The 26,965-nt window shown below is 56.7% G+C and carries 20 protein-coding genes; 13 read left to right on the forward strand and 7 right to left on the reverse strand.

Annotation, left to right across the window (positions count from 1 at the left end):
* Positions 1–23 precede the first annotated feature (23 nt).
* Together KRAC_RS20500 and KRAC_RS20505 are read left to right on the forward strand one after the other, a co-directional pair.
* Positions 24–1,067 (forward strand): RRXRR domain-containing protein, encoded by a 1,044-nt coding sequence (locus KRAC_RS20500; RefSeq protein WP_040444578.1) that lies wholly within the window; start codon positions 24–26, stop codon positions 1,065–1,067.
* Between the two features lie 129 nt (positions 1,068–1,196).
* Positions 1,197–3,221: a GAF domain-containing protein gene (locus KRAC_RS20505; RefSeq protein WP_007910323.1), complete on the forward strand. Its 2,025-nt coding sequence runs from the start codon at positions 1,197–1,199 to the stop codon at positions 3,219–3,221.
* 64 nt (positions 3,222–3,285) lie between these two features.
* Here the strand turns inward: KRAC_RS20505 and KRAC_RS20510 are convergent, their stop codons facing one another.
* The gene (locus tag KRAC_RS20510; RefSeq protein WP_007910325.1) at positions 3,286–4,956 is read right to left on the reverse strand and encodes an MDR family MFS transporter; all 1,671 of its coding nucleotides are present in this window, start codon (positions 4,954–4,956) and stop codon (positions 3,286–3,288) included.
* A gap of 139 nt (positions 4,957–5,095) precedes the next feature.
* The gene (locus tag KRAC_RS62090) at positions 5,096–5,728 is read right to left on the reverse strand and encodes a TetR/AcrR family transcriptional regulator (protein WP_007910327.1); all 633 of its coding nucleotides are present in this window, start codon (positions 5,726–5,728) and stop codon (positions 5,096–5,098) included.
* Positions 5,729–5,924: 196 nt separating this feature from the next.
* On the opposite strand from KRAC_RS62090, the gene KRAC_RS20520 reads away from it, so the two are divergent.
* A complete protein-coding gene (locus tag KRAC_RS20520) occupies positions 5,925–7,982 on the forward strand; it encodes a sensor histidine kinase (protein ID WP_157506871.1) in 2,058 nt (685 codons plus the stop codon).
* Positions 7,983–8,029: 47 nt separating this feature from the next.
* On the opposite strand, the gene KRAC_RS20525 is transcribed toward KRAC_RS20520, so the two are convergent.
* Complete coding sequence (locus KRAC_RS20525; RefSeq protein WP_007910329.1) at positions 8,030–8,824, reverse strand: response regulator; 795 nt, start codon at positions 8,822–8,824, stop codon at positions 8,030–8,032.
* 273 nt (positions 8,825–9,097) lie between these two features.
* A complete protein-coding gene (locus KRAC_RS20530; protein ID WP_007910330.1) occupies positions 9,098–10,054 on the reverse strand; it encodes an ROK family protein in 957 nt (318 codons plus the stop codon).
* 499 nt (positions 10,055–10,553) lie between these two features.
* Here KRAC_RS20530 and KRAC_RS20535 point away from each other — a divergent pair, with 499 nt between their 5' ends.
* Both KRAC_RS20535 and KRAC_RS20540 read left to right on the forward strand, forming a co-directional pair.
* On the forward strand, positions 10,554–11,084 hold the full coding sequence (locus KRAC_RS20535) for a hypothetical protein (protein ID WP_007910331.1): 531 nt from the start codon (positions 10,554–10,556) through the stop codon (positions 11,082–11,084).
* Between the two features lie 14 nt (positions 11,085–11,098).
* Positions 11,099–11,470, forward strand: a complete 372-nt coding sequence (locus tag KRAC_RS20540) for a hypothetical protein (RefSeq protein WP_007910332.1) — start codon at positions 11,099–11,101, stop codon at positions 11,468–11,470.
* Between the two features lie 72 nt (positions 11,471–11,542).
* Here KRAC_RS20540 and erpA read toward each other — a convergent pair whose 3' ends face one another.
* Both erpA and KRAC_RS20550 read right to left on the reverse strand, forming a co-directional pair.
* The gene (gene erpA, locus KRAC_RS20545) at positions 11,543–11,944 is read right to left on the reverse strand and encodes an iron-sulfur cluster insertion protein ErpA (RefSeq protein WP_007910333.1); all 402 of its coding nucleotides are present in this window, start codon (positions 11,942–11,944) and stop codon (positions 11,543–11,545) included.
* A 199-nt stretch (positions 11,945–12,143) separates the two neighbouring features.
* Positions 12,144–13,778 carry a S8/S53 family peptidase gene (locus KRAC_RS20550; RefSeq protein ID WP_007910338.1) on the reverse strand — a complete coding sequence of 545 codons (1,635 nt, stop codon included), beginning with the start codon at positions 13,776–13,778 and terminating at the stop codon, positions 12,144–12,146.
* 490 nt (positions 13,779–14,268) lie between these two features.
* On the opposite strand from KRAC_RS20550, the gene KRAC_RS20555 reads away from it, so the two are divergent.
* A complete protein-coding gene (locus tag KRAC_RS20555) occupies positions 14,269–15,522 on the forward strand; it encodes an RNA-guided endonuclease InsQ/TnpB family protein (protein WP_157506874.1) in 1,254 nt (417 codons plus the stop codon).
* A gap of 40 nt (positions 15,523–15,562) precedes the next feature.
* Positions 15,563–16,648 carry a M20/M25/M40 family metallo-hydrolase gene (locus tag KRAC_RS20560; RefSeq protein WP_007910342.1) on the forward strand — a complete coding sequence of 362 codons (1,086 nt, stop codon included), beginning with the start codon at positions 15,563–15,565 and terminating at the stop codon, positions 16,646–16,648.
* Between the two features lie 50 nt (positions 16,649–16,698).
* On the opposite strand, the gene KRAC_RS20565 is transcribed toward KRAC_RS20560, so the two are convergent.
* The gene (locus tag KRAC_RS20565; RefSeq protein ID WP_007910344.1) at positions 16,699–17,142 is read right to left on the reverse strand and encodes a hypothetical protein; all 444 of its coding nucleotides are present in this window, start codon (positions 17,140–17,142) and stop codon (positions 16,699–16,701) included.
* 230 nt (positions 17,143–17,372) lie between these two features.
* On the opposite strand from KRAC_RS20565, the gene KRAC_RS20570 reads away from it, so the two are divergent.
* From KRAC_RS20570 to KRAC_RS20600, 6 genes are all read left to right on the forward strand, one after another.
* A complete protein-coding gene (locus KRAC_RS20570) occupies positions 17,373–17,906 on the forward strand; it encodes an RNA polymerase sigma factor (protein ID WP_244422218.1) in 534 nt (177 codons plus the stop codon).
* 12 nt (positions 17,907–17,918) lie between these two features.
* Positions 17,919–19,400, forward strand: coding sequence for a WD40 repeat domain-containing protein (locus KRAC_RS20575; protein ID WP_007910347.1), 1,482 nt, complete (start codon positions 17,919–17,921; stop codon positions 19,398–19,400).
* A gap of 315 nt (positions 19,401–19,715) precedes the next feature.
* Positions 19,716–20,666, forward strand: coding sequence for a thioredoxin-disulfide reductase (gene trxB / locus KRAC_RS20580; RefSeq protein WP_007910358.1), 951 nt, complete (start codon positions 19,716–19,718; stop codon positions 20,664–20,666).
* Between the two features lie 122 nt (positions 20,667–20,788).
* A complete protein-coding gene (fxsT, locus tag KRAC_RS20590) occupies positions 20,789–23,464 on the forward strand; it encodes an FxSxx-COOH system tetratricopeptide repeat protein (protein ID WP_007910365.1) in 2,676 nt (891 codons plus the stop codon).
* Positions 23,465–23,660: 196 nt separating this feature from the next.
* The gene (locus tag KRAC_RS20595) at positions 23,661–25,103 is read left to right on the forward strand and encodes an outer membrane protein assembly factor BamB family protein (RefSeq protein ID WP_040443956.1); all 1,443 of its coding nucleotides are present in this window, start codon (positions 23,661–23,663) and stop codon (positions 25,101–25,103) included.
* Between the two features lie 55 nt (positions 25,104–25,158).
* Positions 25,159–26,727, forward strand: coding sequence for a zinc ribbon domain-containing protein (locus KRAC_RS20600; protein ID WP_007910369.1), 1,569 nt, complete (start codon positions 25,159–25,161; stop codon positions 26,725–26,727).
* Positions 26,728–26,965 lie beyond the last annotated feature (238 nt).

Consider the following 26,965-nt stretch of genomic DNA (forward strand, 5'->3'; position numbering starts at 1 on the left):
AGGAAAGGAAATCCTTTCGTTCTATGCGCATACCCGTTGTGGATACCCGTGGGGTGCCTTTGATGCCATGCACGCCTGCGAAAGCCCGACAGTTATTCAAGAGTGGCAAGGCACGCCCAAAACGCAATAAGTTGGGCATCTTCTTTGTCCAATTGTGTTATGAGCAAGAGCCCAGCAATCAACCATTAGTGATAGGGATTGATCCTGGCTCGAAGTTTGAAGGGTTCAGCGTGGTTGGCACACAAGAGACGGTGGTGAACCTGATGGTGGAAGCGCCAACCCATGTCAAAGATGCGGTAAAAACCCGGCGTACCATGCGTAGGGCACGTCGCTTTCGCAAATGGCGTCGTCCAGAACGATATAACAATCGCCTCAAAGGCAAAAAGCGCATCCCCCCATCCACACGAAGCCGATGGGAAGCCAAAGCGCGTGTCGTGGCTCATCTCAAAGCCATTCTTCCTCTCACCGATGCTGTGGTAGAGGATGTGCAGGCCGTCACCAGGAAGGGCAAAAGAAGAAAGTGGAATCTTGCCTTTAGTCCCGTTCAGGTGGGGAAGCAACACTTGTATAGCTTGCTCACTGAGATGAGCTTACAGCTTCATCTGAAAGAAGGATGGGAAACCAAGCAATTACGAGAACAGTATGATCTTAAGAAAACCAAGAACAAAGTCAAACAAGCCTTTGAGTCGCATTGTGTGGATAGTTGGGTGTTAGCCGCTTGTATGAGTGGGGCGCAACAGCCATCGTGTCAACGACTTTGGTACGTGGTGGGAGCGGTCTTACATCGTCGTCAATTGCATCTCTTGCAGTTCTTAAAAGGTGGGAAACGCAAGCCCTATGGGGGGACGCGTTCATTAGGGTTCAAGCGAGGAACCCTCGTAATTCATCCCACCTATGGTCTCTGTATGGTAGGCGACTTTGATCGCAAAAAGCACACTGTGAGTTTACATCACTATCGCACCAATAAACGATTGACCCGAGGGGGCAAGCCTACAATGTGTATGGTGAAAACGTGGATGGCATGGCGGAGCTGGCTAGTTTGTCTTCCAAGAAGGGAGCGGCTTTGATGCCTCCCCATGCGTGAATGCAGGGGTCTCTTCAAAGCCGGTTGGTATGATGGCGCGCACGTCGCCCACAGGTGCGCATGCTGTGACGTATGTTTTATTTGGGGAAACGCGAAATTTAGAGGAGGAACAATGTCCGCCAAGGCGAATTCACATCTACCTTCAGAGACCGCCGAAACGCCTGAGAAAAGTCTTGAACGCCTGCGCTATGAAAACAACAAGCTCCAAAGGCTGCTGGAGGCGCGCACGCAGGAGAATGCTCTGCTCAACGAGGTCATCTCGACGGTTGGCTCGACGCTGCGCCTGGAAGAGGTGCTTAAACGCCTGCTCGAAGCCATTAACCGGGCCACCTCCTGCGATATCGCGACGATCTACCTCTATGATCCCGAGAAGGATCTGCTGGTGCTCGCGAGCGCGACCGGGCAGTACGAGGGCTATGTAGGCAAAATACATATGACGCTGGGCGAGGGTATTACCGGCTGGGCGGCGCTCCACCGCAAGCCGATCTTCCTTAAAGAAGCGGCCCTGGCCGATCCCCGCTTCCACTATATCCCCGAATTTCAAGAGGAAAAGTTCCAGTCGATCTTTAGCGTGCCCATTATCGCCAAGGACAAGAGCCTGACAGGCGTGATCACGCTCCAGGCCGTGGCTCCCCACGAGTTTAGCAAGCAGCAGCGCAATTTTATCAGCAACATCGCGGCCCTGGTGACAGGCGCCATCGAGAATGCGCAGCTGTACGAGAGCGCTCAGCGTAAGCTGAGTATTTTGACCTCGCTCTCGATGCTGAGTCAGACCATCAGTTCAGGTCTCTACCTCGATGATATGTTACGCACCCTGGCGACGCTGACGGTCCAGATCATGGAGGTCGATCTCTGCGTGATCATGCTGATGGACCAGGCTCGTGAGCGCGATGCCGATACCTCGCGCCAGCTACGCCGCCTGATCGTTCATGCCACAGCGCCCAACTGGAACGATCAGAGCCAGTTTCAGGCCGTGGATGTCGATCCCCATACCCTCGACCACCTGCGCAGCTTGAGCGACAAAGCCGACCTACAGACCATGCGCACCTATAGTTCAGAGGCCCAGGACCTTCCCGAGGGGGAGACGCTTGAGCGCTTGAATCCATTGCGCACCTCACAATATAAATCCCTGATCTCCGCTCCGCTGATCGCGGGCACCGAGCAGCTTGGCCTGATCAACTGCTATACCTATAAAGCACGGCGCTTCAACTCAGAGAACCAGACGCTCCTGACGACCATCGCTAACCAGGTAGCCATCGCCATCAAAAACAGCCGCCTCGTAAGCCAGTTGGCACAGAAAAACCTGGTCAAGGGCTTCTTCGAGGATCTCATCCAGGGTCTGCCGGAGAACGAAGAATCCCTGCGCCAGCGCGCGCACTTCCTGGGCTGCGACCTCGCGCAGCCACATGCCGTGGTGCGCATCGAGATGACGCGTGGCGATGAGAGCACCCACCCCACCAGTGGACGCAAGGAGGGCGCACCAAGCTCCAGCGCGCTCCAGAACACCTACCGCAGCCTGGGCAACCTCGTCCGCCGCCGCGTTCAGGAGAGCGCTCCCGGCTCCATCTTCTATGAGCATGAGAACCTGCTCAATTGCCTGCTTCCGCTCCCGAAGGACTCCGACAGCCTGCGCCTCAAGACCTGGATTCAGGAGCTGGCCCACCATATCTATGATGAATACGATGTCAGGCTAGCCGTGGGCCTGGGTAATGCCTGCCAGCAGATCAGTGATTACCGCCAGGGCTTTGCCGAGGCCAGCGAGGCGCTCCAGATGGGCCAGAGCATGCACTCGACCGCGCGCGGCCCCGCCGTGACACACTTTAACGACCTCGGCGTCTACCGCTATCTCTACAAGATCGCCCACATGGACGACCTGCGCGATGTCTACCAGGAGCAGGTGGCAAAGATCGATGAATATGATAAACGTAAAAATACGGAGCTGCTAACCACGCTGGAGATGTACCTGGAGAACGCGGGCAACCTGACCAAGACCGCCGAGCAACTCTACGTGCACCGCAACACACTCATCCAGCGCCTGGAGCGCATCCAGTCCCTATGCAGCATCGACCTGCAAGAGCGCAGCAACTGGCTCACCTTCCAGGTCGCCATCAAGATCTACCGCCTGCGCATGGAATAATGGGTATGTGGTGGCGGCGTGGCGGAGCCACGCCGCCACCACATACCCTTACCCGTCAGAGAAGTTATGCCTCGATGGGGAGGTGCAGGGATTCCTCTTTGGCTTGCTGGCTTTTGCCGCGCAGGGGGATCTCTTTGAGGAAGAGGACGACGACGAGGCCGAGGCAGAGCAACAGGGTGCAGAGCAGGAAGACATGGTGGATGCCCTGGGTGAGACCGAGCTTGACGGCCTGCATGAGCTGGGTGTAGAGGTCCTGGCCCTGGGGGCCGAGAGCGGAGAGGCCAGAGTGGACGTGGCTCTGCATCTCCTGGGAGAGCAGGATCTGCGGGTTGTCGAAGAAGTGGAGGGTTCCGGCGGGCAGGGCCTTCTTGCTTTCCTCGGGGAGGGCGCCGTGGAAGGCTGGCAGGTAGCTGGCGTTCATGACTGAACCCATGGCTGCGAGGGCGATGGTGCCGCCGATGGAGCGGAAGAAGACCAGCGAGGAGGTGGCCTGGCCGATCTTCTGCGGCAGGGCGTTCTGCACGATCAGGGTGTAGAGGGACATACTGGTGCCCATACCCAGGCCGAGCATGATCATAGCCAGCAGCACATCGCTATCGCTGGCGTTGATGTCCAGGCGCATGAGCAGCCAGGAGCCAGCGACGCCGATAAGCATACCGCTGATGGCAGCCCACTTGTAACGTCCAGTGCGAGCGACGAGCTGGCCAGAGATGACGCTGCCCACAACCGAGGTGAGCATGAGCGGGGTCAGGACAAGGCCGCTGCTTGTGGCAGTGATACCAACGACCCCCTGGACGAAGAGCGGGATAAAGAAGGTGCTGCCGAAGAGGGCCATGCTAAAGATGATCGTGGCAATGGTCGAGATGGTGAAGATGCCATTGCGGAAGAGCGAGGGCTCGATGATGGGTTGTCCGCCCTCGCGCTGCACGATGGACTCATAGAGCATAAAGACACAGCCGACGCTGATGGCCAGGGCGAAGAGTCCCAGGATGATGGGCGAACCCCAGGCGTACTCCGAACCAGCCCAGGAGAAGCCAAGCAGTAGCGGGACCGCTGTGGCGACGAGCAGGGCCGCACCCAGGTAGTCAATCTTTGGCTTCTTGCTCGTCTGCTTGAGCGTGGGCATGAGGAAGATGAGCACGAGCATGGCCAGGAGGCCGATGGGCAGGTTGACATAGAAGACCCAGCGCCAGGTCGTATGCTCGGTAATCCAGCCGCCCGCGGTAGGGCCAACGATGGAAGAGAGGCCCCAGACCGCGCCCGTGACGCCCTGCCACTTGGCGCGTTCGCGGGGCGCAAAGAGGTCGGCGACGATGGCGATGGCGATGGGCATAAGCGCACCGGCACCGATCCCCTGGAAGGCGCGAAAGAGCACCAGTTGATCCATCGTCTGCGCGGCCCCGGAGAGCGCCGAGCCCGTCAGGAATATGACGACGCCTACCAGGAAGATAGATTTGCGCCCAAAGATGTCTGAAAGCTTGCCATAGATCGGCACCATGACCGTCGAGGCCAGGAGATAAGAGGTCGAGACCCAGGTGTAGCGGTCAAAGCCTTGCAGATCGGCGATAATCCTGGGCATGGCGGTCGAGACAATGGTCTGGTCCAGCGAGGCCAGCAGCATGACCATGAGGACGCCCAGCATGGTCAGGAGGGTATCGCGGGTGGAGTACTGTGGCTCCTCGTAGCTCTCCTCGTGCCTGGTTTCAAGTGGCCTGGAAACAGTAGTCATGGGCATGAGTCCCCTTTCTACGCTCTTAGGCCTTCCCTGGCGTGACTTCTCGCGCCTGCGGCGCTCGCTGGTTCAGGTGGGTGTGGTGGGCCGTGGCAGCTGCAAGCTGCCACGGCCCACCACACCCACCTGAACCATTAGGTTTTCACTCTTTGTGAGCTGTGATGCCGTTGAAGTAGATGTGCTTGAGGTACTGGACCAGTTCCTGGACATCCATATGCTCGCCCAGGACCAGGCGTTCGTAGCTGCGCGGCGAGAGCAGGCTGAAGAAGGTGGCAACCTGGACGCTGGTCGGCGTTACAGAATCGAAGTCGCCATGGGCCTTGCCCGCCTCCAGGATGGAGGCGATGCGGGCAGCGAGCTGCTCCCAGGGGCGCGGCTCCTGCTCACGCCTGGCCTCAAAGAGACGCTTCATATCGACACTGTTATAGAGGAGCTGGATCTGCTTGATATAGAAGCCTCCATACATGCAGGTCAGGATGGTCTCAAGCTGCTGACGTGGCGGCATGCCCTCGTTCAGGGCCTCATCAATGGCACGTACAAATGCGTCGAAGTTATGCAGAAAGACGGCGAAGACAAGCTCCTCTTTGCTGGGAAAATGCAGGTACACCGTCCCCTTGGCAACTCCCACACGCGCAGCGATCTCATCGATGGAGGTATCATGATACCCCTTCTCGTAGAGTACCTCTTCCGCCGCGGCCAGGATGAGCCGCTCACGCTCCTGGCGCTGTTTCTCTTTTAATGTCTGTGCTTGTTCGCTCGTTTGTTCCTGCTCCATACGCCACCTCCCATGACCTTATCGTCACATTTTTGTATACCGGTCATTCTACAAATCAGTGTAGCAAACGTTCCTAATCTCTATATAGGTGTCAGGTTATGTTGCGATGGTTTGCGGACGGAGCCCGCAAACCATCGCAACACAACCATTTTTTGCGCATCTTGCAGTTTGATTTCATAGCGTGCTAGACTATGTTGTGTCGATATCTTCTCGTCAGACCAAAGAGAATTGGTGGCACCAGCAGCGAATCAAGTTTCGCGTGGGCTACCTGCTTATAGGGCTTATCCTGCTAGCTATCGGTAGTCTCGGCCATCTCCGCCTGCTCAACGAGGTTGGAAAATCGTTTGGCGGCTTCTACTGGGCTGTAGATACCGATGGACGGGTTGTTATTGTCTCCACCACGCCTGAGCTAACAAATTTCAATGTCAAGCCCGATACCCTCACCAGTAGCACACGCCTGGTCTCGGTGAATGGGGTACCCGCCCCACAAGGGCTAACTCAGGCCTATGCTCATGCCAGGCCTGGCACGCTCATCACCTATACCTTCACCACAACGAGTAACAGTCAAACTCAGACCAGCACCATTAGCAGTCCCGCCATGACCTTTACGCTGATGATGTGGTGGCAGAACTATGGTCTGAGCCTGGTGACTGGCTTTATCTGGCTGCTGATCGGAGGCATCCTGCTCTTTACGGCCAGCGATTGGAACGGCGCGGTGGAGGGCATTACGATGATCCCGCCTGCGATGCTGCTCCTGCTCTATAGCCATTGGGGGAATATCCAGGTGGCTTATGCGCCGAGCCTGGTCTTTCAGTTGCTGTGGGTCCCGGCCTTCGCCCTGATGGGGGCCAGCTTTATCCATCTGAGCCTGACCTACCGCCCTACCTCTCTACACCATTCGCGCATGCCCAGCCTGAGTATAGACCTACCGCCCTACCTGCCGCTAATCGCGCTCCTGGCCTACGAATGGAGTTCGCTACTACTTACCGGGCGTGTACCTACGCGAGTGAACCTGACGGCGAGCCTGGGCTACGCGGTCTTCGGCGGCCTGGTAAGCCTCTTGATTGGCCTGAGCACCCTGATCTATGTCTTGCCGGGTCGTGATAGCCGCAGGCAGAATGGGACCATTCCAACGCGGGTACGCCACCGTATCTTCGATCTCTTTATGCTCTGGCTAGGGGCTGTAGGCCTGGGCGCTTGCCTTGGCGTTGTGCCCATTCTCTTTACCGGGCATACGCTGATCCCACTGACGACCTTCTATATGCTAGCGGCGATCTATCCCCTGGTGCTCTTCTACGCTATTCGTTCGCTGCGCCTGCTGGACCGCTTGCACCTGACGCTTGAGCAGCGCGAGGTGGCTCTTCAGGAGCTTCAGAAGACCTCGACTGAGCGTGAGCAGGCGCTCTATGAGCAGCAGAAGACGGCGCGCGAGCTACACCAGAGTAACCGGGAGTTGGAGCAGGCGACCTCCCTGCTATTGCATGCCGATGCCCATCTGCGCTCACTGCTCTCCCAACGCATTCACGATCAGCCGAAGCAGCACGCGCTACGCATCCGCTCACTGCTGGGACACTGGCAGCATAAACTCAGTGTAGAGGCCGACCGCTCGCCTGATGGGCGCGTCGATGTGCGGCCGGTAGTGGAGGCCCTGACCAGGGTGCGCAAGATCAGCGAGGAGCTTGAGAGCGACCTGCGGGGGTTGCAATTACTGGTTGAGGATGCCTATCAGCGGCGCAGTCTGGGCCTGCGCCTGCACCTGGAGAAACTGGTCCGCGAGGATCTGCCCGCGCTCCATCCCGAGTCGCATGTGCGTGTACAGGCCGATCTCTGGGCGCTGGATGTCCTGATACTGGACCTGGAGAAGACGCCCGAGGGGGAGAGCATCGCGGAAGCCATCTCTTACACTATCACCCAGGCCCTGCTCAATGTCTACAATCACGCAGGCGCGAAATATGCGCGTGTCTTCACAGAATATAATTCCAAGAACGCCAACGCGAAGATTGAGGTGACCATCCAGGATAACGGGCGAGGCTTCGATCCAGCCGCGGTGCCCCTGACCAGGACAAGTCTCTTCAAGGCCCGACTGAAGGCGCGCGAGGCGGGCGGCTTCCTGACCGTCGATTCCGTTCCCAGGACACAAGATGATGCCTCAGAGCACGGGACCGTGGTGCGCCTGACGCTCCCGCTTCCCGCCTCCCTCCTGCATCAGGAGGCCGCGCTCAACGCGACCCGCGTCCGCGAGGAGCGTGAGTAGGTGATAAGGTGTGCGTGGGCGAACGCCGTTCGCCCACGCACACCTTATCACCGTGGAGCTCCTGTAGGGTCGGCGGGCTTGCCACGCAGGCCGGCGTAGGCCTCATAGGCGTGGGCCAGCAGGACGCGTCTGCCGGGATCGCTGGGGGCGCCGTAGATGGCGAAGAAGTTATAGAGCTCGCTCACGAGGTTCTCGACCGGGCCAATATTGGGCTGACCCTTGCTATTTAGGAAGCCCATACGAGTGGCGATCTCATCATTACTCAGGCCAAGCGCGATAAGGGAGGCGCATTCCTCCTGGCGCGGCGTCAGGCGCTCGCCCCGCAGGCGCTCCAGCAGAAAGTTCAGCACCTCGTCATCGATGAAGGTCTCATTCTGGTCCACCACCTTCTCAACGATGCGCTCAAGGTAGTCGGGAAGCATATTGCCGAAGAGGACATAGCCATGCAGGCCCCTGGCCTTTTCCCGGCGACGGCTGGTGCTACGCGATGTACCACGGCGCGTGTACTCCTGACGAAAGATCTCCGCCGCCAGCGCCCAGCTCGGGTCCTGGGTATAAACAACTATCCGCAGGCCAGGCGCCATTTCAAGCAGGGTTCGCCCCAGTTCTACACCGTTATCCGAGCCTAAGCGCAGATCAGAAAATACGAGCCAGCCTTGCAAGGAGGGGTTTTCTGGCTGTCCCTGAATCAAACTCTCTACCAGGTGTAGAGCATCCTCAGCATCCTCAGCCTGCCCACATAGTTGTAACGTCTGCGTCTCCTCGATAAACTCGCAAACGCCTCGCCGCTTGATTGGGGTGTCATCAACGACCAGAACTGGTATGCGCTTCTCTTCCGTCATAGTGCTTGTTCAAATTCCTTCTTGTTGACCAGCAAACACTTCTTTTGTAGGAACAATGCTCACCTAGTATGTATCTCCCTACTCTCAAATTGTATCGCATTTGCCCCGCCAATGCATAAGAGGCCGATCCTCCCTCATAGACACCTTCCCCTTCAGCGCCTGCGGCGCCTCCAGTTGGGTAAGTGTGTGTGGTGGCGCGTGGCTTCACCACCACACACACTTACCCGGCGAGCCACGTAGTGGCGAGAAGTCGCCTTAGCAGTGAGCACCTCGTTAAAACAGGGGGATGACAGAGCCGAGGAGGGCGGCCTCGCGCCCGAGGAGGCCAGGGACGACCTTGACCAGGCTGCGTACACGGGCGTTGGTATTGGTGTCGGCATTGGCGGCGCTTTTGGCGCTGGAGAGAAGGAAGGCGCTGCTACAGAGGATGTCGCCGCCAAGGATGAACATATGCGGCTCAAAGAGTTCAACATAACGGGTAATGGCGTTGCTGAGCCAGCGTCCCATCTCGCTGTAGATCTGGAGCGCGACGCTATCGCCGTTCTCGGCCTCCTCGGCCAGCAGGCGCGGCGTGAGGGTCTCGCGGTTCACCAGGCGCGTGATGAGGTTGCCTTCGTCGCCGCGGCGTACGGCCCGCTGGACCATCTTCTGCATAGCGTCCAGCGAGATCATGGTGTTGATACAGCCACGCTTTCCACAACTACAGCGCGGGCCGCTCGCGGAGACCGAGATATGGCAGATATGACCCATATACTGGCGCAGGCGCTGCTCGTATTCATGTCCAGCTATTTTGCCATCCACGATAAAGGCCGCCCCGACAATGGCGTTCACATGCAAATAGAGCAAACGCTGTGCCCCCTGACCCGAGCCGAAGCGCTGCTCACCCAGGAGCGAGGCCTCCATATCTTCAAGCAGGCAGACAGGTAGCTTATAGCGTTGCTGGAGTAGTTCATAGAGGGGAAAGGCATTGAGGGCGGGGATTGAGGGAATGAGAAGCGGTCGCTGTCTTGTGTAGTCAAGCGTACCAGGAAGGCTGACCCCGATGCCCTCGACGCTCCAGCCTTCTGAGCGAGCTTGCGTCAGCAGACCCTCGATGGCGCGAACATAGGGTTCAAGCGTGGCCATGGGAGGTCGCCCGCGCAGCGTTTTGGTCTCGCTCCGCAGTCGTACGCGCCCCTGCCGGTCAATTATAGCTACAGTTGTTTTACTCCCCCCAACCTCCAGCCCCACCGCGACACTCCTGTCTGCACGCATTGGCCAGACCGCCGTTCCGCAAGTGTTCTCGCCCGGGCTCTACTCATAGGCTAGAACATTGGTTCGCACTACAACAGGTCTACAGCAATAGATACGAGATTCAAAACTGAGTTTATTTAAAGAAAGTATAACTGGCGAGTAGAACATTTGTCAATACAACATAATACATATAGAACATGCGTTCAATCCCTTCTTGAGAGGCATGTTCTTTTCGCGCCTACGGCGCTCACAAGGGTAAGGGTGTGGTGGCTGGTTGGCTGGCGTAGCCAGCCAACCAGCCACCACACCCTTACCAGGGTCTTCCTCGGGGGCAAAGCAGTGAAGCGGGGATGATGGTCGACTGGCGGAGCCAGTCGACCATCATCCCCGCTTCACTGCTTATATTTCTCTCTGGTCAAGTAGTTTGATCCGTGGTACAGTAGGAACATGGCTTATGATGTCATGACAGCGCAAAGAAAAGACAAGGAGATAATTTATGCCCGAAATGCCCGATCAATATTATTATGATGATGAGCAGCAGCAGCAGAAGGACCCCATTCTCGGGCAGGGACATGGCCTCTCCGATCAGGAGGGGGAGATGATTACACGCATGATCCGCGAGGAACAACATACACGCCGCCAGCTCCATATCCCTGAGCAGGACCTGGCCGAGGAGGCCACGACGAAGATGCGGCCTGAGGTGGCGCGCGTGGTCGCGGTCAGCAAGGTGCGCCAGGTGCTCGGCATGTTTAACCGCGATTTCCTCTATGGGCAGGGGCGCTTCGATGAGTATAAGGATGGCCTGATCCTCAAGTGGGGCGATGGCTACTCACGCAAGCATATCTGGATCACCGTGGAGGCCAACAACCTGGTAATGGAAACCAGCCACTTTAAGAAGTGTGACAAGTCCTATTGCACGGGGACGCATCACGTGCTCACGCCCGACCTCTACACCAATATCGACGTCATCAACCAGGAGCTGGGAGATTGCTTCCGCCGCCCGGTCTACGAGCGCTCGGAAGACTAGATAAGAGGCGAGCCGTGACGATACGCGTTCTGGCACTTGAGAAGGATCTCTTCTTCTCGGTCAAAATTCAAGACACGCTGCGCCACCATGAGATGGAGGCCAGCATTGCGCGCACCCTGGCAGCCTTTGAGGAGCGCCTGGATGCCAGCGGCGAGGAACGAGCCAGCCTGGCCATCGTCAACATCTCCATCCGAGGCGTCGACTGGGAGGCAGCCATCCGTGCGGCCCGCGAGCGCGGCTACCCCGTGCTCGCCTTTGGCTCACATATGGACCTCGACGCACGCGCCAAGGCTCTGCAAACCGGTGCCCAGCGCGTCGTCGCCAACTCCAAATTCGCCACCGACATGCCCGGCATCATCCACCGCATGCTAGAGCAACCCGAGTAATGGGAGAACAAAAAAAGTGATGTGGGTGGGCTGCCTTCGGCAGCCCACCCACATCACTTTTTTTACTATTTTCTAGTGACCGCAACCACAGCTGCGGGCCTCGCCACCGCCGTCAGCGGTTTTGAAGGAATGGCCACAGCCACAGGAAGAGACGGCATTGGGGTTATTGACGGTGAAGCCAGCACCCATCAAGCTATCAACATAGTCTACTTCGCTACCATTGATATAACTAATGCTCATCTCGTCGACGAAGACTTTGATGCCACTCATGTTGATCACGGTGTCACCTTCCTGCTCCTCGTCGAGGGTCATGCCATACTGGAGGCCAGAACAACCGCCGCCAGCGACGAAGATGCGCAGACCGAGACCAGGATCGTTCTCCTGCTGCAACAGTTCGTTAACCTTCACAGCTGCGGTCGGGGTCATGGTAATGACCTGAATCTCTGTCGCTGTTTGCTGGTTCTGCTCAATCATGTATTTCACCTCTCATAGGGGCCATACAGCCCCAGGCAATCCATATTAATAGACTAAAATGTGTTTTTCTGGCTTCGTTTGTGCGTATTATATCCTACACAAAATGAAGCGTCAAGATAACTGTACAAGCCCTGAAAGACCTGTAGGTGGTGTGATGCGGTAGTCCACTTGCGTACGCGGCTACTGTAATACACCATTCCTATAAACCAAAACGCTGCTGTACCCGGATCATATTCCCTAATAAGGACGGAATTTCTGGCTCGGCCCCAAAGAGCGGCTCCCCTCGTCCATCGCCACGTGCGGACAGGCGAATCATAGAGTTAGCCGCCGACCAGCCCTGGGCCATCAGGTGCGCGCCCAGCCCGCTAGTGATGGCTGTGGAGAACGAGGTTCCACACCAGTCGGCCCAGCCAATATCATTATGATCTCCATTGGGAAAGGTCGAGGCAATATACAGACCCCGTACGGCATCAGGGAAGGTGTTGCCATCCGCCACCCCATAACCATCGCCGCCAAAGGTCGCGACCCCTGTATCCGCGGGGGCTACATTAGCAGCATTGGCAAATATCGATGCTTGCCCCTGGCTGTTAACGGATGAGACGCTCAGGACCGAGTCGTAACGCGCGGGTGCGCGCGGCGGGCGCGGAGCTGTATTCTGTTGCCGGGATGCCACCGAGTCATTTCCAGCGGCGGCGATAATGAGCGCGCCATGGGCGTGCAGACTCTCAAAGAGCAGGCGTAGCCCGGCCTCAACATGTTCCAGCAAGCGTGTGACACCGTAGAGCTGCGTCGTGGGCCACTGGCGCTGGTCTAGCCAGACATAGGGCAGGCGGCGCACGTCGGGCATAATCGTCAGGCTCAGGTTAATGACCAGGCGCCGGATCGAGCCCGCGACCATCTCTCGCCCCAGGTCGCAGAGGGCCGCGAAGAGCGGATAGAGATCACCACCGCCAAAGTCGTTGAGGATGCGGATCAGGCGTATACGGGCACGGGGCGCGACATCGCGGATCAGGCCCGCCACCGCCAGGCCATGATCTGCCATGTTATAGTAGCGCGCATCATTATAGTAATCGCGACCCGTGCGAACCTCATTCGTCAGCGGATAGCGGTCATACTCCACTGAGAACGCGCCATCTTCGTTGCGCAGGTCGGACGCCAGCTTTTGCAGCAGCCAGTTGCGACGAAACTCGGGCCGAGTCGCGGCGCTCATGATGCGATCGGGATGGGGTGCGCTATCTAGAATAGCCACCAGGACATCTTCGGCAGACCTGGTATCCAGCGGGATGTCGGGCTCCATAAGGCGCATGCGCCAACCTATCAGGGCGTTGCTGGGCGCGGGGGCCTCTAGCTGGGGCGCGGGACGCGGCGGCAGCGCCGGTCCCCCTTCGCTAAAGAAGAACGGGGCCGCCGTCACCAGCCAGTTGGGCATGGCCGAAACGATCTGCAAGCCCTGCTGCGCCAGGAGGTCCAGGCGCGCTTGCAGGTAAGAGAGGACCATAGGCGTAGCATCCGCCACGCCCGGGTCCATATGGCGGGCGTGAAAGAAGATCGCGAGTAGTGGCTGCTTGCGGTGTAAGCCAAAAATAAATGAGCGACGACGCACTGGTGGCATCGTCGGACTCCCCTTCCACCTTCCCGCCGTACCATATGGCTCCAGTGCCAGTTGATATGGAGACAGAAACGTGTTGAGTCGAGTGCGGACCTGCTCTAACAAGGACTCCAGGGCCTCATCAGCAGGCAAGCGTGATAAACGCACCACAACGACCAGTTCACCAGGAATCCAATGGTAAAGCTCGTTGGGCGCGCCCATAACCTCCGAATAACTACGAGACATGCGGGCATGCTCCCCCTCTAATGGTGTGGGCTTAGGACGTGTGTGCCCTCCGGGGCAAAATGTGCGTATGAGTGGATGTGCTGAACAAGCTTGTTAGCTATGCTAGAAATGAAGTGCATTCGTTAGCCTCAATTATAGCTGAAGCAGCACCAGGAAACAACGTTCTACAGCACTTTCCTGCTACAATAAAGGGGGTAAGAGTGTGTCTATGGTTGTGGGCTGGCTCCGCCAGCCCACAACCATAGACACACTCTTACCTGGTGAGCCACGCAGTGGCGAAAGGAGCATAAGAACAGCAATCGAAAATGTGCGCGACTCTGCTTAAAGGTGTGCTTGTTGTCCACATTTGGAGGCGTTGACAGAGAGACGCTATCATGGTATGCTACACGCACTAGATAAGAAAAAGTGTTCTAAACCATGGTATCTGACGTTTCTCGCGAAAGAGGCGAAGTCCATCTTTCAGTGTGGTGTTGAAAGGGAAGGGGTCTTCATGCTCCTCTGCAAAAAGATCAAACTTGACCTCAGCGAGCAAGACGCGGCCACCCTTGAGTTCATGCAAGGAAAATGTAGAGGCCTCTACAATTGGTGGGTGATGAAACTGCGAGACGGAGAGAAGTGGCGCTTCAACGCATGCAAGAAAACGTTGGCCGAAAGTCGTGCCTACGATCCTGAACTCAATCAGATCTATGGGAAGTTGCTTGCGGAAGTGTACTATCGCCTGGATGGGGCCATGCGAGCCTTCTTTCGTCGCGTCGCCAATGGGGAAACCCCAGGCTTTCCCCGCGTGCGCCCTCGCCATGGCTTCTTTACCCTCTGTTATCCGGCGATGTATCTCACGCTTGAGGGAGATACGCTCATGTTGCCCACAGGGGGCAAGGGCAAGCACAAACGCTTTCCTGCCATCCGTGCTCACCTCACCGAACTGCCTCCCGAAGGCTTTCGAGAGGTGGCTATTAGTCGCGATGGCAGAGGCAACTACTACGCCTCTTTCAGCTACCGACAGCCCGAGCAAGCCAAACGCGATGGCAACACCGTGGCTTTCGATCTGGGCATCAAGACGCTGGCAACTGGGGTCACGCAAGAGGGCCGAATCTATCACATCGGTGGGTTCAAAGGCTCGCGTTGGTACAACAAGCAGTTGGATCGGCTTCGCTCGAAACGCGGCAAGTGCAAGAAGAAGTCGCGTCGTTATCTTCATCTGAGCAAGGTGTACAAGCGCGTTTCGCAGAGGAAGCGCAACAAACAGCGCGATAGCCTGCACAAGGCATCGCATCTCATCGCACGACGATTGGTTGAGAGAACTGTCGTCGTGGGCGATCTTTCTCAGCGGCAGATGGTCATGAAAGAGCATCAGGAGCGCAACAGGACGCTCAATCGGGCAGTCTATAACGACTGGGGCCTGTATGCCTTTGTCCAGATGCTCACCTACAAATGCCAGTTGTATGGGAAAGAGCTTGAGTTTCTAGATGAGCGCAACACGTCCAAGCAGTGTAGTGGTTGTGGCAATCTGCAAGACATGCCCCTGCGCAAAAGAACGTATCAGTGCGCGGAATGTGGACTCGTCATGGATCGAGATGAGAACAGTGCTCACAACATCTTGATGAGGTTCCTTGCCCGGCGAGGGCCATACACTCAGGCTCGTCCTGAGTGCGGTGTGCTGCAGGCGACCCAAAGCGGCGTAGAAGTCATGGGGACTTCCTGTGAGGGCCAAGTGCAGCAATTGAATCTATTCGCGTGTGGATAAGCACATTTGAGTAGATTTAGAAAGGCAGAGACATAAATATATGTACACAGAGCAATTGTATCAGACGCTGCGGGAGTTGATTCGCCTCCCGAGTACTTCGGGGCATGAGGAGCGGGTGCGCGAGTATCTTGCTGGTGTGCTTGCTAAACGGGGACTGGAGAGCACCGTTGACGCCCAGGGGAATTTGATCGCCTTCCTGCCGGGCGAGGGGCGCCCCCTCCTGCTTAACGCGCATATGGACCGCGTGCCACCGGGCCTGGGGCATGAGCCTGTCCTGCGCAAGGGCGTGCTCTACAGCGATGGCACGACCAACCTGGGCGCCGACGACTGCGCCGGGCTGACGGTCATCCTGGAGGTGCTACGGCGCACGCTGGAGCAAGGCCTGCCACACCCACCGCTGGTGCTGCTCTTCACCGTCATGGAGGAGACCGGCCTGTGTGGGGCCTCGCGCTTCGATGCCAGCACCTGGCACATCGAAGAGGGACTGGTCTTTGACAATGCCTTTGAGGCGGGCGTGGTCGTCTCACAGGGCGCGGCCTACGAGGCCTTTGACGTCACCATCGAGGGGAAGACCGGGCATCCCGGTAAGGACCTGGCGCAGACCGTCAACGTCCTGAACATCTTCCGCGAGACGCCACTCACGCTGGGGGCGCTCAATGAAGATCAAACGCGCATCAATATCGGGCGCATCACAGCTGGCAGCGCGCGCAACGCCGTTCCATCCACACTGACCCTTGAGGGAGAACTACGTAGCTTTGAGCCAGAGGAGGCCATTCGCCACTACAGGCAGGAGCTAGAGGAGGCATTCACTCGCACGGCTCAGCAAGCAGGCGGATCAGCACATATTAAGTTCAATACGCACTCGCGTGGCTATCGCATCGATCCCGGCGAACCTCTGCTCCAGGTCTATGGCGAAGCCCTGCGTGAGCGTGGAGTACAGCTTGAGCTACGTCCAACCTTCATTGGCAGCGACGCCAGCGGCTTCCGCGCCTCGGGCATTCGCGCCTTCACCGTCTCCACCGGCGTCGTCAACGAGCACTCCTTCGAAGAATATGTCGCGCTCGCCCCGCTGGAGCAACTCGTGCAGGACACCCTGCGCCTGCTCGCACTCTGGAAGAACAGATAACAGAATGAGGTGCGTGCCGGGCGCTCGCGCCCGGCACGCACCTCATTCTGTTATCTGTTCTTCTTCTCTTCTTTTCGACCATACATTTGCTTGGCGATCTCGATACTGGCCCAGCTAAAGTAGGCGTTGGTGAAGAGTAGCACGGCACAGGCCGCGACGAAGCCCCAGCCCAGGCCAATTGTCGCGGCCTCGCTTACCCCGTTTGCCAGCGCAACGCCAAAGGCAATAAAGATAGGAATGACCGCGACGACCGAGATAATACCGAGCCACATACGCATAATGTTCATTTTAGAGATCTCTTCACGCGCCTTGTCGTCTGCGCCGGACTCCTGGCGCATGCGCTTGATGATCATATCAGCGAACATCTCGTCGCCATCGACGTTGAGCTTCTGCTCTCTGTTCTGTCCAGGGCGGTACTCGTCATCGCCTCGGTAGCCTTCATAGCTGTCCTGCCAGGCCTTGCTCTGTCCTTCTTGCTCCTGCATATGAGACATCACATTGCTCCTCTTTAGATACATTTACAAATAAATTTTATTCCATGTTTTATACGCAAAAACACGAAAATAGTTGGGGTTGTGTATGGTGTGCGGCGGTAGGCGAAGCCTACCGCCGCACACCATACACAACTAAATGTAACATCTGCCTGGGGGCTACGACTGTGTGGGTGAGGCCTCTGGATGATATGTACGTACATTCAAAAAAAATGGAATTTAAAAGAATGTTATTGAGATCGAGTCAAAAGATACATCCCAGATCGTCAAGCACGACGGAGTTATTTGAGCGCTATGCCCCGGCCGTCTTCACCTTCTTAAAGAAACGTATTAACTCGCGGGAAGACGCCGAGGATATGCTGCTCGATATCTTTACAGCGGTGCTGGAGAACGAGCAGGTTCACGATTGGTCGGATGTTGAACAACGCCGCTGGATCTGGCGCGTGACGCGCAACAAGATGGTCGATGCCTACCGCAAGTCTGCCCGCACGGTGCAAATCCCCCTGGAGGAAGCCTTCGACGACCTATTTGCTAATGAGGCGCACGCGCCTGAGCAAACGACTTTACGTGGCGAGGAATACACGCAACTACGCGCGGCCATAGGCACGCTACCGCCCTTACAGCAGCAAATCCTGACCCTGCGCTTTGTACACGAAATGCGTAGCGCGGACATCGCCAGGCAAGTAGGCAAAAGCGACGGAGCGGTACGTGTCCTGCTCTCGCGGGCGCTCAACGCGCTGCGCCGTGTCTGTAGTGAGAAGATCTAGGGAGAGCAAACAATGATGGCAGAACACAAAGATTTCTTCCTACCGGGACAGGTAGACGAACAGATAGAACAGCTTTTACACGAGGGCGGCCCCAAACAGAGAGAGCAGCGGCTCACCAGGTCCCTGCCGACCCTCATGCGCGAGCATGAAGACCAGCAATCCTTGCAGCGCGTCCTGAACAAACTGCACAGCAACCTCAACGCGACAACACCCCAGAGCACTAACATCGTATCTCTACCCCAGCAACGCCAGCAAAGAGGAATAAACGCCGGGAATGCGCCAGCTGGGCGAAAGCCAAGAACCCTTCCCAGGGCCTTCACGCTCCTGGCCGCCTGCCTCGTCCTTGTGGCCGTGGTTGGCAGCCTGCTGCTCGTGCTAAACGCGGCCCAGCAGAAGAGAAACGCTCCCGGCAATACCGCTGCCCATACGCAGACGCCAGCCCCGCAAAAGACCGCTCCAAGCGAGCCGCTGGGGAAGGTTATCTATCGCTCTGATATCTACGACATGGACTATGGCCTGCACTGGTCGCCCGATGGCAAGCGCCTGGCAGCCTCACTCAACAGGACAACGCTTACCAGTTGGGACGCCAAAACGGGTGCGCACAAGCTTACCTACCAGACCCCCGGTGAAACCTTGCTCAGCGACATCGCCTGGTCGCCTGATGGCAAAAACTTGCTGGTCGTGGCCCAATCAAAGATCTATGTCTTCGACGCCCAAACGACACAACGGATCAGAATTATTACGCTTCCCAACGGAACAGCCAGCACAAACGCCCCTCTGCTGAGCAGTCCAACACCACATGGCACCTTCTATAGTAACCTGGTCTCGCTCTCGGGCGGATCTTACTTCAGCGACCTCACCCTGTCGCCTGATGACAAGTATATTGCCGCGAGCTACCATGCATATGGTGCAAACAACCCGCTCTTCATCTGGAACGTGAAGGATGGCACCCTTTTCAAAACCTTATATGACTTCCCGCACGGCCTCACAGGCCTTTCATGGTCGCCTGATAGCGCTTCGCTGGTGACACTGGTCTATCCATCGGCACAGGATGCTCAGATATCCACCGCCATTATCTGGAACACCAACACCTGGACACAGGTATGGCAGCGCCCGAACACACGCAATGTGAGCTGGTCACCCGATAGTCAGCGCCTGGCTGTCGTGGACGGCGAGGGCGCAACTGGAATGGGGATCGCCATCCAGCTTGTCAATGCCCACACAGGCCAAGCGATCAAGCAACTAAAAGCTGAGAGGGGAATTACCTCTATCAACTGGTCGCCCGATGGCAGCCGCATCGAGGTCGAAGCAGTTGGCTTACAGATTCTGGATGCAAGCAACGGTTCGATACTCTACACCTTCGGAGAGCATGGCTATAACGGAACCTGGTCCCCCAACGGGAAATATATCGCCTCCAGTCAGATAGTCATTGTCACAGGTGACGACAAAAAACAGCACCACGAAGGCCGCATCCTCGTCTGGGTAGCGAGGTAGCCCACCCAACCTATAACAGCCCGCGCTGCTAAAGCACGCGCTTATATATCATGGGACGATAAGCTCCGCATCATGATATGTAAGCGCGTGCTTTAGCAGCGTGCCCCCCTACGCAGAGGTCATCCTATGATGGGGAATAAGTGCGTGTTATAATCAGTGGGATTTATTTTTCTGATACGACCCCAATATGGCAAGCCTATAGGAAAAACTCGGGCATAAATTGGGCTCGCTCGCTGTTTTCATAGACGAAAGCAATTCACTGGCAATACGCAAAGCAGACTTAGCTTCCAAAATAAAAGTGAGGATTGAGAAGACATGGCGAAGGTTTATGGCACAATCATTATCGGCTCAGGCCCCTCGGGCTATACGGCGGCAATCTACGCAGCTCGCTCCAATATGTCCGTCCTGATGCTCCAGGGCTATCAGACCGGCGGTCAGTTGATGCAGACGAGCGAGGTCGAGAACTATCCCGGCTTCGAGGATGGTGTCATGGGACCGGAGATGATGGAGAAGTTTGAGAAGCAGGCGCAGCGCTTCGGGGCCGAATTGGTACCCGAGGACGCCATCAAGATCGATACCAGCGCGAAGCCCTTCACGGTCACGACCGATAGCGCCGAGTACCAGGGGCATACGATCATCATCGCCACGGGCGCCAGCGCGCAGTGGCTGGGCCTGCCCAATGAGCAGCGTTTACAGGGGCGCGGCGTCTCGGCTTGCGCGACCTGTGACGGCTTCTTCTTCCGGGGCAAGGATGTCGTGGTCGTAGGCGGTGGCGATACCGCGATGGAGGAGGCAACCTTCCTGACGCGCTATGCCAACCATGTCACCCTGGTCCATCGCCGTGACTCTTTCCGCGCCAGCAAGATCATGCAGGACCGCGCGCGCAACAATCCGAAGGTCAGCATCGTCCTGGAGAGCGAGGTCGCCGACGTCCTGGGTGAGGAAGAGGTGACCGGCGTACGCCTGCGCAACGTCACAACTGGCGAGGAGAGCACGCTCAACGCGCATGGCCTCTTCATCGCCATCGGCCACAAGCCCAACACCGAGATCTTCAAGGGCCTGGTCCAGATGGACGCCCAGGGCTATATCGATCCGGTCGAGTACACCATGACCAATATCCCTGGCATCTTCGCCGCCGGTGACGTCACCGACCACCGCTATCGTCAGGCCGTGACCGCCGCCGCCGACGGCTGTCGCGCCGCCATCGACGTCGAGCGCTGGCTGGAGAACCAGGGCATCCACGTCGGCATCGAGAACTGGGAATAGCTTCTCTCCCAAACGTTAAGAATATAAAATAAGAACGAAGCAGGGGATAGTGTCCATACTATCCCCTGCTTCGTTCTTATTTTTAGACGACAAAACAGGCAAATCTTTTAAGAGGTTCATTCATGGATGATATACGATCGGCCCCCTTTGGAGAGGTCTTACAGACCCTGCGCAAGAAGAAGAAAATCGCGCAGCAGGTTCTAGCTGAGAGGCTGGGCGTGCATCGCAATACGATTAGCGCCTGGGAGCGCGGCGAGCGCCTTCCCGACACCAAGGGTATGGTAGCGGAGCTTGCTACCCAACTCCGCCTCGATGATCAGCAGACACGCCTTCTCCTGGAGGCGAGCTTAACGGCGGTCTCGCCCTACTGGTATGTTCCCTATCAACGTAATTATTATTTCACCGGGCGCGAGGCGCTGCTGGAACAGCTTCATACCTCTTTCGCCTCAGGACAGGCGCTGGCACTCACACAATCCTATACTTTAAGCGGGCTGGGCGGCATCGGCAAGACGCAGGTCGCGCTTGAATACGCTTATCGCTATCATCAGCACTATGCGGCCACCTTCTGGCTGGCCGCCGAGAGCAGCGAGACGCTTACGTCAAGCTTTCTCTCAATCGCTCAGACTCTGCGCCTACCCGAACGGCACGAGCAGGATCAGCACAAAATCATTGCCAGCGTGCTCCAATGGCTCAACAGCCATAAGAATTGGCTCCTCATCTTTGATAACGTCGAAGATATTGGCGTCCTCAAGCCATTCCTCCCCACGACGCGCCAGGGATCATTCCTGTTTAGCACGCGTCTGCATACCCTTGGGCATCTTGCCCAGGCCCTTGAGCTTTCGCGCCTGCCTCGTGATGAGGGCATCGCTTTCCTCCTGCATCGTACGCACATACGACCCGCGAACTCCCCCATGACCCAGGCCGCCGCTAGCGAGGTGGAGCTTGCCGCGACCATTGTTGACCTGGTGGATGGTCTGCCTCTGGCACTCGACCAGGCTGGCGCATATATCGAAGCTACCCAATGCAGCCTGGAGGATTTTCTCCACCTCTTTCAGACCTATCCCATACAGCTCCTCGACGAGCGCGACGCCCATGCCCAGCATCCCCATTCAGTCACCACAACGTTTCGCCTCGCCTTTGAGCAAGTGCAACGTAATAAAAATTCTGCCGCCATTGAGATCCTTACCCTGTGCGCCTTTCTCGCGCCCGATGACATACCAGAGACCCTCTTCCTGGAGGGACAACGCTGGCTTGAGCCTCCCCTGGCGGCAGCTATCGAACACCCCCTCCAGTTTCAGGCGGCCCTGAGGGACCTGCTCGCCTACTCCCTCATTCGTCGCAATAGCCAGAAGAAGACGCTCAGCATCCATCGCCTTGTACAGGAGGTACTCAAAGCGCATATCGGCGAGGGGACGCAGAAACTCTGGGCAGAGCGCGCCGTCAGGATTATCCAGCAGATCTTTCCAGCATCAGCAGTCGAATTTGCCAGCTGGGAGCAGTGCGAACGCTTGCTTCCACACGCGCTTGCGGCCACCCAGCAGATGCAGCAGTGTTTTTCATTGGAAGGCGAGGCCCAGCGCTTTCAGCCGGTAGCCTCTCTCTATACCAGCATCGCGGAATATTTTGTCGAGCATGATCGCAATACCGAGGCCGAACCCTTGCTCCAGCAGGCTCGGAATATCTGGGAAAGCGCACTAAGTCCCTCGCATGTTGATGTGGCGCTCGCGCTTGATGGCCTGGCTAACCTCTATTACCACCAGGCAAAGTTTCAGGAAGCGGAGAAGCTCTTTCTGCGCAGCTTGCAGATTCGCGAAGGTATGCTCACACCCGACCATCCCCTGATAGCACTCACGCTGCACGGGCTGGGTCGACTGTATGGGCGGATGGGAAACCACCAGCAAGCAGAACCCCTCCTCCTGCGCGCCTTGCGCATTTTGGAGAAAGAGCCAACGTCCCTGGCTTCTCGAGGCTATCTTTTGAGTAACCTTGGCGAGGTCTACCGCGAACAGGGGAAATACAAGGAGGCCGAGCCATGCTATCGCGAGTCCATGCACCTGATTGAGCAAACGCAGGGGATACATCATCCCAGTGTAAGCCGTTCCTTGAATGCCCTCGCCATCCTCTTCGCGGAGCAGGGGAGGTATAGCGAGGCCGAACCCCTCTTTAGCCGTTCGCTGCATATAGCAGAAGAGGCATTCGGTGCAGACCATCCACACGTTGCGCGTTCACTTACTAATCTAGCCACTCTACAAGAAATACAAGGCCACTATATCGAAGCATCAACATCTTTACTGCGCGCGCTCCATATCATTGAACAGACTAGTGGTCCAGATCACCCCGAAGTTGCCATTATCCTCAATAACCTCGCGGATACTCACCGTTTGCAACAACACTATACCGAGGCTGAACCTCTCTATCTACGCTCACTTGCGATTTGTGAGAGTAGGCTTGGTGCAGAGCATCCACTCACCGCCCATCCCATAAGTGGCCTGGCTGATATTTACACCGTACAGGAGAAATATGCACAAGCCGAAAAATTCTATCTGCGCGCTCTCCAGATCCGCGAGCAAAAGCTGACAGACAAGCACCCTGACCTTGCAGGGACCTGCCTGGGGCTGGCGAACCTCTACGCACGCCAACAGAGGTACCAGGAGGCCGAGACCCTCTACCGGCGCGCCCTGAGCATACGCGAAGAGATCTTCGGCGACACTCACCCGCTCACCGAGGAGGTCCATTCAAGCTATGCCTCCCTTATCAAGCAACAAACAGAAGAGGCACCAACCAGACAAGACGGGTAGAGCCTGTAAATAATCATATATAGGTATGTGTCGTAGAAGGTTGCACTCGCAACCTTCTACGACACATACCTATATATCCCCAAAATGCACTGCGAAACGGTGCATTTTTTTATTTACACTTATATTGCATACGGTATTCTACCAGCACATACGTACTTAAAGGTCTTCTACCATGATTGGAGTGAGAATGCAGCACATGCATCGGAAGCAACATGTATTCCTGGCGCTCTTTGCCTTCTTCGTCAGTATTTCGCTTGTCGCCTGCGGAGGCTCAAGCACGGCCTCTTCTGCGCCCACAAAGACTCAGATAACGCCAAAACCCTCCAGAATCATAGACCGTGATAACGGCTATCTCTACTATACAACGCCGCAGGGCATCTACCAGATCCATGCCGATACTGGCCATCCGGGCTGGAAGACGCCCCAGGGGAAGGCGCAGGTTGCATTAAGTGAGGATCAACAAACGCTCTATATCTCCAGCGAGAATACTTCAGGACAACCCGCGCTTACCGCACTCGATAGCAGCACCAGGCAGCAGAAGTGGAGCACTCCCTTTGATCAGATAACCACCTTCCTTGTCCACGGGAACAGTATCTATGTGGCATCCCTGGGTACCCTCTACCGGGTCGATGCCACGACAGGCAAGGCCACCTGGAAGACCGATCCAGCCAACTCTCTAGGCGGGGGACATGCCTTTATTGAAGCGACGGATTCGCTGGTTTACTTCACCTATACTTACAGCGTCAATGCCTATGATGCCACGACAGGCAAGCTTGTATGGCAACAAAAGACAGAAACGTCTACAGAGCAAACGAGCGGATTAAAGCTTGTTGGCAATATATTGGTCGATATCACCATTGCCCCTGGTGTAGAGGGACATATCGAAGGCTTAAATCCACAGACTGGCCGAAAGATCTGGTCCGACGGGGTATACGCGGTAACTGATACGATTGATGTCAGCAAACACCTGGTCTACCTGCTCTACAATGGCGGCGATGATAGCCCCTTTACCAGCCAGAGCGGTCTGGCCGCCATCAAGACCGATGATGGCGCGGGCGGCGTGGCCTGGTCCAACCAATTTCACGCGGATAACCAGACGCTTGCTGTTTTCTCGACCACCAACCAGGGGCAGCCAACGGCCTATATCGCATCGCAATCCGCCAGCGACAACACGCCACAAGTTGTGGCATACAGCTTGCAGAATGGCCATTCGCTCTGGACAAGCAACGCGACCGCGCCCAGCAGCGGCATCAATACCACCGGGAACAGTACCGCGAAGGTGACTGTCATCCAGCCAGGGGCGGGGAGCGACACCAATACATACGCCGTCCTGGACGACGGCACCGTCTATGCCTTTGACCCACAGGGGAAGTTGGTGTGGAACAAGCAGTTCTACGCCATCAATATCATCTCATATGCATCGACGTCCAGTACAACTCCAGCTCTTTACATCTTAGGCACCGATCCAAGCACCGACCAGGCAAGCAACTTCAACCTGAGTGTTGGAGCCAGCAAATATAAAGTGACGAGTACCAATCCCAATAGTGGAGCAGGCCTCTGGCAGTGGAGTATCCCGGCCTCATATCCCCCTAACGAAATATATGCCAGCGACTTATATGCGCTCGTGAGCGATAAATAAGAAGCTGTCTCTCTTTCATAATGAGGCAACATTTGTATATTCAGAAGGAGCACTTATGTCCAGGTGTATATATTGTGGGACGGAAAATCCCGAGGACGCGCGCTTCTGTAGTAGTTGTGGCCGAAGTGGTCAGGACGAGCAGAACATCACGGCGACCGAGCGGCATGAGCCAGCGGAAGGCGAGCAGACGCTTATCTTGCCGGAGGGCCTAGCGAGCAAGGCACAGATCAAGAACGCAGGGAGGCAAGAAGAGCCGCCGCTAGAAGGAGCCATCCCACCCATCGGCATAGGGGGGAGCGGCCAGGGCAGTACTCAGGTGCCTGGCGCACCTGGCACACCGCAGGCTCCCCAGGTGACCAGCGCACCCGGCACGCCTTCCACCCCTCAGCCCGCCGCCAACGCCGCCGCGAAGTTCTCGGCCAACACGCACGCCTCACAGGGCGCATCTACAGCCTCTCAAAACGCGCGGAGCGCGTCTCACGCGAGGGCGCCCCAAAACGCGCAAGCTCAGCACACGGGCGCGACCCACGCCCAGGCTGGGCAAACCGCCGCGCAGCATACAGTGGCTCATACCGCCATTAAAGGAGGGACGAGCGCAGCGACAAAGGTGATTGTAGCCATCGTGGCCGTCATCGTCGTCGCAGCCGGGAGCATCGGGGCCTTCGCCTTTGCACACCAGAACCAGCAGCGCCAACAGCAGGCCAGCAAGCATCCTGCGTCGACCGCCACCGGACATAACGCCAACGTCAGCACCCAGGCAGGCCCAAACACCTTTATCGTCACGGGCGCGCTCAACGGCACCTTGACCAATCTCCACTATAATGATTGCGGATATAGTCCGACTAAAGACGGCTTTGGATACGTCATGGATGTGGGTGGAACACTAAACAATCAGAGCTATAGTCTTGACATCAGAGTAATTAATACTGAGAAGCCTGGTAGCTATACCTATCCAGTACCCGCATCTACAGTACCCACAGCAGACCAACTGATGCCAGGTGTGGGTTTCAATAATGAAGCAAACACACAAATCTGGTATACAGACGGAAGTCATGGTCATGGAAACATCGTCATCAATAATGGCAGTCTCTCAGGAACGCTTTCAGCCGTGGACATACCCGAATTTATGGTAGCTGGCACTCCGGTACCTGGAGACAAGGTCGATAGCAGCAAAAAGATCTCCATCACTGGCAACTGGATCTGCCCAGACTCATTTAAACCCACACCGACGACCCCGCCAGTCACTGCCAATATCTTTACCGTCAGCGGCGCGGTCAACGGGACACTGACAATTACCAACTATCTGACCTGTGGTATGACGCCCAACGGGAGCGCCGTGGCCATGCTAGCAACTGGCACGCTTAATGGCGAGACCTATCACCTGAACTTCCTCTTCCCTCACTATCATGGGCCGGGTACCTACACTGATCCGTCGTCGCCAGGAAACGTCACGATGAATTTTAATAACAGCTCGCAGACCTGGTCCACCAACGGTAGCGATGCCCAGGGCAGCGCCACGGTCAATAGCGACAACAATTCTGGCACGCTCAATGCCCTGACCGTGCCCGGTGTGAATGGCGCGTCCGGCACCCATATCACCATCACGGGCGCCTGGAGCTGTTAACAAGCACAATCAACATGTACTTCAGCTAGATTTGCAGCGGAGGTTACAATGTAAAGAGAATCACTGAAAAGAAAATTACTAATCCAGGAAACCTCCTAAAAGTAATCTGGTAGTACACCAAGAAACACTTGTTAACCACGTCTTGACACGGGAAGGCTTGTTCGGGTCGTTTATGAGGACCCAACAAGCCTTTCTTATTTAAAGGATCTGTAGATGTGCCGGGCGGGCAAATGCCCGC

The organism is Ktedonobacter racemifer DSM 44963, from assembly GCF_000178855.1.
In the GTDB taxonomy this organism is placed as follows: Bacteria; Chloroflexota; Ktedonobacteria; order Ktedonobacterales; family Ktedonobacteraceae; genus Ktedonobacter; species Ktedonobacter racemifer.

What these genes read in the sequence shown, in the direction of transcription:
- KRAC_RS20555 (WP_157506874.1), top strand. Translation starts at nt 14,269, where the DNA reads ATGCTCCTCTGCAAAAAGATCAAACTTGACCTCAGCGAGCAAGACGCG.
- trxB (WP_007910358.1), top strand. Translation starts at nt 19,716, where the DNA reads ATGGCGAAGGTTTATGGCACAATCATTATCGGCTCAGGCCCCTCGGGC.
- KRAC_RS62090 (WP_007910327.1), bottom strand. Translation starts at nt 5,728, where the DNA reads ATGGAGCAGGAACAAACGAGCGAACAAGCACAGACATTAAAAGAGAAA.
- KRAC_RS20550 (WP_007910338.1), bottom strand. Translation starts at nt 13,778, where the DNA reads ATGTCTCGTAGTTATTCGGAGGTTATGGGCGCGCCCAACGAGCTTTAC.
- KRAC_RS20500 (WP_040444578.1), top strand. Translation starts at nt 24, where the DNA reads ATGCGCATACCCGTTGTGGATACCCGTGGGGTGCCTTTGATGCCATGC.
- KRAC_RS20595 (WP_040443956.1), top strand. Translation starts at nt 23,661, where the DNA reads ATGCATCGGAAGCAACATGTATTCCTGGCGCTCTTTGCCTTCTTCGTC.
- KRAC_RS20505 (WP_007910323.1), top strand. Translation starts at nt 1,197, where the DNA reads ATGTCCGCCAAGGCGAATTCACATCTACCTTCAGAGACCGCCGAAACG.
- KRAC_RS20535 (WP_007910331.1), top strand. Translation starts at nt 10,554, where the DNA reads ATGCCCGAAATGCCCGATCAATATTATTATGATGATGAGCAGCAGCAG.
- KRAC_RS20525 (WP_007910329.1), bottom strand. Translation starts at nt 8,824, where the DNA reads ATGACGGAAGAGAAGCGCATACCAGTTCTGGTCGTTGATGACACCCCA.
- KRAC_RS20510 (WP_007910325.1), bottom strand. Translation starts at nt 4,956, where the DNA reads ATGCCCATGACTACTGTTTCCAGGCCACTTGAAACCAGGCACGAGGAG.
- erpA (WP_007910333.1), bottom strand. Translation starts at nt 11,944, where the DNA reads ATGATTGAGCAGAACCAGCAAACAGCGACAGAGATTCAGGTCATTACC.
- KRAC_RS20565 (WP_007910344.1), bottom strand. Translation starts at nt 17,142, where the DNA reads ATGTCTCATATGCAGGAGCAAGAAGGACAGAGCAAGGCCTGGCAGGAC.
- fxsT (WP_007910365.1), top strand. Translation starts at nt 20,789, where the DNA reads ATGGATGATATACGATCGGCCCCCTTTGGAGAGGTCTTACAGACCCTG.
- KRAC_RS20575 (WP_007910347.1), top strand. Translation starts at nt 17,919, where the DNA reads ATGATGGCAGAACACAAAGATTTCTTCCTACCGGGACAGGTAGACGAA.
- KRAC_RS20560 (WP_007910342.1), top strand. Translation starts at nt 15,563, where the DNA reads ATGTACACAGAGCAATTGTATCAGACGCTGCGGGAGTTGATTCGCCTC.
- KRAC_RS20600 (WP_007910369.1), top strand. Translation starts at nt 25,159, where the DNA reads ATGTCCAGGTGTATATATTGTGGGACGGAAAATCCCGAGGACGCGCGC.